This is a genomic window from Burkholderia sp. YHN3-13 (genome assembly GCF_055810675.1).
Genome location: NZ_JBVVNQ010000050.1, coordinates 1 through 6,583, shown reverse-complemented (window position 1 = coordinate 6,583; position 6,583 = coordinate 1). Strand labels below are relative to the sequence as shown.

Sequence of the window (6,583 nt, the reverse complement as noted above, 5' to 3'; positions counted from 1 at the left end):
CATCACGCATACCAGCCATCCTGTCTGGGTCGTCGCGAGATAGATGCACACGCGAGCGGCGCCGGACTTTTTCGTGCTCGACGTCAGTTGATTCGGCGCGCTTCTCATGATCGTTCGCGGCGGATCGGTAACGGCATGCTCGCCGTGCCGCCATGTCGACGTTGCATCTCGGGGAAAGTGGCAGGTAGAACGTTCATGGCGGACGGCTCTCACTATCGTCGACGAGCGGACTCACCACCGGAGGATTGCTTGGCAGCGAGCGACCGTCGGCATTCCGCGTTGATTCACTTGTCCACTCCACATACGACTCTCCGCTGCGGACGGATGCACTTGCGCAGGGAAGATCTGGATGCCGTCAAGGGGCGCGGCTGCCCTGCGATGCATGCATCCGCTTGCACGCAATCGCCGTAAACCACAAATCAGGCGGCGGATGCGGCCGGAATCGTCAGGAATGGGGGTCTCCATGAACATGAAAGCCGGACTCGTCGTCCTGTCGGTGCTGCTCGCGGCCGGTCTCCTCTCCGCGTGCAGCCCGGTGCGGCTCCTGAATGCGCTGACGCCGAGCTACACGTTCAGTCTTTTCGCAGGTATCCCGTACGGATCCGGCGAACGCCAGGTGCTCGACGTCTACTTGCCCACGCGCGTCTTGCATCACTGGCCGGCCGATGCGAGTGCGGGCGCCCCTGTGGTCGTGTTCCTTTACGGCGGAAGCTGGCAGTCCGGCGAGCGCAAGGACTATCTGTTCGTGGGCGAGGCGCTCGCGTCGAGGGGCTTTGTTGCCTTCTTGCCCGACTACAGGACGTATCCGGCGACCACCTTTCCCGGTTTCGTCGACGATGCGGCGCAGGCGGTCGCGTGGGCACGCGAGCACGCGGTTGCGTTCGGCGGCGATCCACATCGCCTGTTTCTGATGGGGCACTCTGCCGGCGCACAGATTGCCGCGTTGCTTGCGACCGACGGCCGCTATCTGGCGGCACAGGAGATGCGCAAGAGCGATATCGCCGGCGTGATCGGCCTGGCCGGGGCTTACGATTTCCTGCCGCTGCGTGATGCGACGCTTGAAAGGATCTTCCCGGAGGAAGCGCGCGCCGGGAGCCAGCCCATTCGATTCATCGAGGGTACGGAGCCGCCGATGTGGCTGGCCGTCGCGGAAAACGACACGGTGGTCGAGCCCGGCAACACGACCCGCTTCGCGCGCGCGCTGCAAGACAAGGGCGATACCGTCATGGTCATGCGTTACAGGAACGTGAGCCATGCATCGATCGTCGGTGTGCTGGGCGCGCCGTTGCGAGGCGTGGCGCCAGTGCTCGACGATCTCTCCGCGTTCGTGGATCGCGTCGCGAATGCGTCGAATGCCGGCGCCACGAGCAGGCAGCCAACATCGCCTGCCGCCGTGGCTCGTTCTTCCGTTGCGGCTCGGTGATCGAGGCAAGCCCCGCAATGCGCGCGAAAGAGCATCGCCACCTGCCGTCGTGGGCAGGTCGGAGCAGCCGGCGGCGCGCGTGCCGCGCTACAGCGCCTTCAGTTCCGGCGTCGTCCCGCCCAATCCCTCTTCGCGAAGAATGACGGCAAGCGCCGTCTCGAGCAATTCGGCTGCCCGGTTCGCTGCGTCTCCAAGGTGGCGGTGCAGCAGCGCATCGGCCGGCGATCGAGACACGCATTCGTCGCTGTATCGCTCGAACGCACTGAGCTGCATGATCAATTCGGAGAGATGACGCGGACACTCGCATTTGACGGTGGTGGACAGGCCGCCGAGCGACGCGAGCGTCGCCTCGTCGAAGCGTCGCCGCGTGCGCAGCCAGAGCCCGCGATCCGCGTCATTCGATTGGCGCGACTTGACGACGGCTTGCGCCAGTTTCGAAATGATCGATATCGGGTTGGTCTGGCCTTCCGTCGACCGGAACAGCTCGAACCCCGACAGACGCGCCAGCTCGACCGCCTCTGCCGTGCCGAACCCGTATACGACGGCCACGGCGTGCGCGTTGAGCTGTTGCGCCACGGCAGCGAGCTGCGAAACGACATCCTCATGGAGCGACGTGGTCGTCGCGATGAGGGCATCGACTGACGTACCCGCATGCGCGCTCGTGTCGTCGAGCGAGTCGATTCGCGCGGCGATCCGGATTCCCATTCGCTCTATCGCGGATTCCGGAATCGAAAGCGCGCCGACGACCGCGAGGCTCACACTTGCCTCGTGAAACACCGGGTCACGCGTATTCGTCAACGACAACGCCTCGAGTTCCTCGCGGCTCAGGCTGGCGATCGAGCCGATCGCGTGGCCCTGATTGACGAGCGTTTTCAGCAATCGAATTCGCTGGACGTCGTCGTCCGAGTACAGCCGTTGTCCGGACGGCGTTTTGGGCGGCGCAACCACGCCATAGCGCCTTTCCCAGATTCTCAGCGTGGCTGCCGGCATGCGCGCCAGGCGCGCGGCCTCGCCGCTGCGATAGCGATGGGGCGTGTCGCGATCCTTGCGAGGGGGCATCGTTGCTCTCCTGAAGTTGACGTACTGTTGTCTCAGGATTGTACGCAGTTTGCGTGAAATACGAAGCAGGAAAGTGATTCAATATGCGTATTTTCGTCCGAAAAGGTGGTTCGCGAAGCGCGAGCCGGCTAAAATGCTTGGAAGCGGTACCGCTCGGTGTTGCGAGGTCGGTCAGGACGCGCGCGGTGCCGCGCGTACGGAGGGGCAAGGTGTTTCGTTCGACGCGCAGGTGTTTCGACAACCCAGGCGGCGATCATCAATCGCGAAGCGTCCCATGAAGACTTTAAGGCTTGTCCTCGGCGATCAGCTGGACCCGAATCATCATTGGTTTTCCGATGTCCGGGCCGAAACGATCTACGTGCTGATGGAAGTTCGGCAGGAAACCGACTACACGCTCCATCACGCTCAGAAGCTGATTGCGATCTTTGCGGCGATGCGCCGCTTCGCGAGGCTGTTGCGCGATGCGGGCCATCGCGTGCACTACATCGAGATCGACGACCCGCTCAATCGTCAGGCCATTCCCGCCAACCTGGACAGTGTCGCCGAGCTTCACGGCGCGGCGTGCATCGAGTATCTGCTGCCGGACGAATGGCGGGTCGACCAGCAGCTGAGCGCCTATGCGGCAGCGGCGAGCGTGCCGGTTCGCGCGGTCGATACCGGTCATTTCCATACGACGCGCGACGAGGTCGCGCAAGTGCTCGGAGCGGGCCGATCATGGATCATGGATCGCTTCTACCGGAGCATGCGCGTGCGGCATCGCGTCTTGCTCGACGGGGAAGGGCGGCCTGCAGGCGGGCAGTGGAACTACGATGCCGAGAACCGCCAGGCGTGGTCCGGCTCGCCCGCGGAACCGGCCGACTGGCGTCCGCATCACGATCATCGTGCGCTGTGGCAACAGATCGTTGCGGCGGGCGTGCGCAGCTTCGGGGAGCCGTCGGCCGGCGACTTCCGCTGGCCCGTCGATCGCGCCGAAGCGCTCGCCTGCCTCGACGCCTTCATCCGGGATGCGCTACCGTTTTTCGGGCAGTTCCAGGACGCGATGCACGGGAGCGCGCGGCGCCTGTTCCACTCGATGCTGTCGTTCGCGCTCAATGTGAAAATGTTGAATCCGCGCGAAGTCGTCGCGCGGGCCGAGCATGCGTATCGCAGCGGCGCGGCGCCGCTTGCCGCCGTCGAAGGGTTCATCCGGCAGATACTGGGCTGGCGCGAGTTCGTGCGCGGCGTGTACTGGGCACGCATGCCGGGCTATGAAAACAGCAACGCGTTCGGTCATCGCCGCCCGTTGCCGCATTGGTTCTGGGATGGCCGCACGCGCATGGCCTGCATGTCGCACGCGCTGCGGCAGTCGCTCGAAGACGCGCATGCGCACCACATCCTGCGGCTGATGGTGATCGGCAACTTTGCGCTGCTGGCCGGGCTGGATCCGCACGAGGTGCATGAGTGGTACCTCGGTGTCTATATCGATGCGTTCGAATGGGTCGAGATGCCGAACACGCTCGGGATGAGTCAATACGCCGACGGCGGGGCAATGGCGACCAAACCCTACGTTTCCAGCGCCGCGTACATCCACCGGATGAGCAATTACTGCAAGGGCTGCGCGTACGACCGCAATGCGCGAACCGGCGCGCGCGCATGCCCGTTCAACGCGCTGTACTGGGACTTTTTCGACCGGCACCGCGGCGCGCTGCAGCACAACAACCGGCTCGGGATGGTCTATCGGCAGCTCGCGCGCTTTGATGACGCGGCGCTCGAAGCGATTCGCATGCAGGCGGACAGCGTGGTGCGGAATCTCGAATCGCTGTAGGCCGTTCCGTCATCGGCCGCCGCCGTTCAGTGCGTGATCAGGGCGTCGGCCACCGCGCCGCCGAGGCCGGTGCCGCTGAGCCACGCGCCTTCGATCTTGCCGCCGCCCAGCCAGTCGCCGCACAGTCCGATGCGCGGGCCAGCCCGCCACGCAAAGCGGCCGGGAGTCGCGACAGACGACGGCGCCGGCTCGGCATAGCGCCAGCGATGGGCGGTTGCCGTGTCGGCGGTGGCGCCCACGATGTCCCGAAAGGCGTCCAGCAGCGTGCGCGTTATCTGCTCGGGCGGCGCCTCCAGATGAGCCTGGCTCCAGTCGGGTGTCGCGTGCAGCACCCACGTGCTCGCGCCGGTGCGCCCGGGCTTGGACGTGTCATGGGCGATCCAGCCAAGCGGACCGGAATTGACGAATGCGGCGTCGAATCCCGGGTTCGGCAAATGGCCGCACTGCGCCATCACGGCCCAGGCCGGGCGCATCTCGGTACGCTGGGCAATCACCGCGAGACCCGGTTCGGCGCGCTGCAGGAGCGGGACGGCCTGCGGCGCCGGAACCGCGACGATGACGACGTCGTGACGCGCGTCCAGCGCACGATGCTCGGACGAGATCAGTCGCCAGCCATGTTCGTCTCGCATCAACCCCGTGATCGTCGTCTGGGGCACCGTTTCGATTCCGGCCGACAGATGGCGCGCCGGCGCAGTCATGCCCGGCACGCCGACAAATCGCTGAGCTGGCGCGAGCAGTGCCCGCGGCCCGAGTGAGCCGATCGATGCGACGCGCGCGGCCCACGGGGCGGCAGCGCCGCTGGCGACCCATCGCGATATTTCGGCGACGAATGCCGGATGTTGCGCGGTGAAATACTGCGCGCCGTGATCGGCCTGCCAGCCGTCCGCGCGGCGCGTGCTCATGCGCCCGCCCACGCCACGGCTTTTCTCGTACACCGTCACTCGGTGGCCCGCATCGGTGAGGACGCGCGCGCAGGCCAGTCCGGCGATTCCCGCGCCGACGATCGCGATGTTGGCGGGCGAATCGGAAAATGAAGTCATCTGATTCGTCTAAAAAAATGCAGAATATTGCGCAAATTCTTAGCGCTCATATTGAATTCTATGTCGCGCTCGGGCATATGAAGTCGATATTTGTGAAATGTGACACGTAGATTTTGACTCGTTAAGTCATCATGAGTCGTTATATCGCTTCATCCCGCCGGGAATCGGCATAGAATAGAAACTGTGAACAAACGGCATGTCGCGGCCCGGCTGCGCATCGTGCGGCGGTCGTCGAGCGCCGCGCGCGCAGGAGCCGGAGTCCCCGCGCGGGAAGGGTGCTTGCAACAGGAGTCGTCATGGCTTTTGTCTGGATTTGCGGGGCAACGGGAGCCGTCGGCAGCGCACTTGCGCGCCGGCTTGACGCCAAGGGCGTTTCAATGGTGCTCACAGCCCGACACGCTGATAGTCTCGGCGCCCTTGCCGACACGATGTCGCGCGAGCGTGTGGTCGTTGCGCCCGCCGACGCGACTGATGCGGCGGCGCTCGATCGGGCGCTCGAGGCAGGCGTCGAGCGATTCGGTGTGCCGGACGGGCTTGCGCATTGCGTCGGCTCGATCGTCGTCAAGCCGATGCATTCGACTTCGGATTCCGAACTGCATGACGCGTTCGCGGCGAATTACTTTTCGGCATGGAACGCATTGCGCGCGTTCGTCCGCATGTTGCTCGCCGCTCAGGCCGGGGGCAGTGCGGTGCTGTTCGGCAGTGTCGCGTCGAGAACCGGGTTCCCGAACCATGAAGCCATCGCCAGCGCGAAAGCCGCGGTTGGCGCGCTCGCGCAGGTGGCGGCCGCCACCTACGCGGCGCGCGGGATTCGCGTCAACTGCATTCATCCCGGCCTGATCGTCTCGGCGATGTCCGCGCGTCTGACGAGTGCGCCGCAGGTCGCGAAGCGCCTCGCGGACGCCAATCCGCTCGGACGACTCGGCGTCGGCGACGATCCCGCCGCGCTTGCGGCGTTCCTGTTGAGCGCCGATGCGTCATGGGTGACCGGCCAGCAGTTCGGCGTCGATGGCGGCCAGGGTGCGCTGATCGTCTCGCCGAGGTCGTGATCATGCGTGCGGCGCTGCATCGCTACCGCGTTCCCGCAGCGTTGGCGCTGGCCGGCCTGGCGCCGTTCGTCGCGCTGTCGTGGCTGAGTGTCCACGCGTCGGCTGCCAATGACGATTACGTGCACGCGCTGCTGAACTACGCCGCGTGTATCGCGTCGTTCGTCGGGGCCGTGCATTGGGGTGTCGCGCTGCGCGCATCCGAGTCGCC

At 65.4% G+C, this 6,583-nt stretch carries 6 protein-coding genes; 4 read left to right on the top strand and 2 right to left on the bottom strand.

Annotation, left to right across the window (positions count from 1 at the left end; all coding sequences use genetic code 11):
- Positions 1-463: 463 nt before the first annotated feature.
- Positions 464-1,423: an alpha/beta hydrolase gene (locus tag AC0KUR_RS37560; RefSeq protein WP_473377358.1), complete on the top strand. Its 960-nt coding sequence runs from the start codon at positions 464-466 to the stop codon at positions 1,421-1,423.
- Between the two features lie 87 nt (positions 1,424-1,510).
- Here the strand turns inward: AC0KUR_RS37560 and AC0KUR_RS37555 are convergent, their stop codons facing one another.
- A complete protein-coding gene (locus AC0KUR_RS37555; protein WP_226223651.1) occupies positions 1,511-2,482 on the bottom strand; it encodes a MerR family transcriptional regulator in 972 nt (323 codons plus the stop codon).
- 274 nt (positions 2,483-2,756) lie between these two features.
- On the opposite strand from AC0KUR_RS37555, the gene AC0KUR_RS37550 reads away from it, so the two are divergent.
- Entirely contained in the window at positions 2,757-4,286 is a 1,530-nt protein-coding gene (locus AC0KUR_RS37550) for a cryptochrome/photolyase family protein (protein WP_059676258.1), read from the top strand.
- Between the two features lie 26 nt (positions 4,287-4,312).
- Here the strand turns inward: AC0KUR_RS37550 and AC0KUR_RS37545 are convergent, their stop codons facing one another.
- A complete protein-coding gene (locus AC0KUR_RS37545; RefSeq protein WP_212103867.1) occupies positions 4,313-5,326 on the bottom strand; it encodes an NAD(P)/FAD-dependent oxidoreductase in 1,014 nt (337 codons plus the stop codon).
- Between the two features lie 296 nt (positions 5,327-5,622).
- Between AC0KUR_RS37545 and AC0KUR_RS37540 the strand changes: the two genes are divergently transcribed.
- Together AC0KUR_RS37540 and AC0KUR_RS37535 are read left to right on the top strand one after the other, a co-directional pair.
- The gene (locus AC0KUR_RS37540) at positions 5,623-6,375 is read left to right on the top strand and encodes an SDR family NAD(P)-dependent oxidoreductase (RefSeq protein ID WP_039369986.1); all 753 of its coding nucleotides are present in this window, start codon (positions 5,623-5,625) and stop codon (positions 6,373-6,375) included.
- Positions 6,376-6,377: 2 nt separating this feature from the next.
- On the top strand, positions 6,378-6,583 hold a 206-nt coding region (locus tag AC0KUR_RS37535), incomplete at its 3' end, for a DUF3429 family protein (RefSeq protein WP_473377357.1).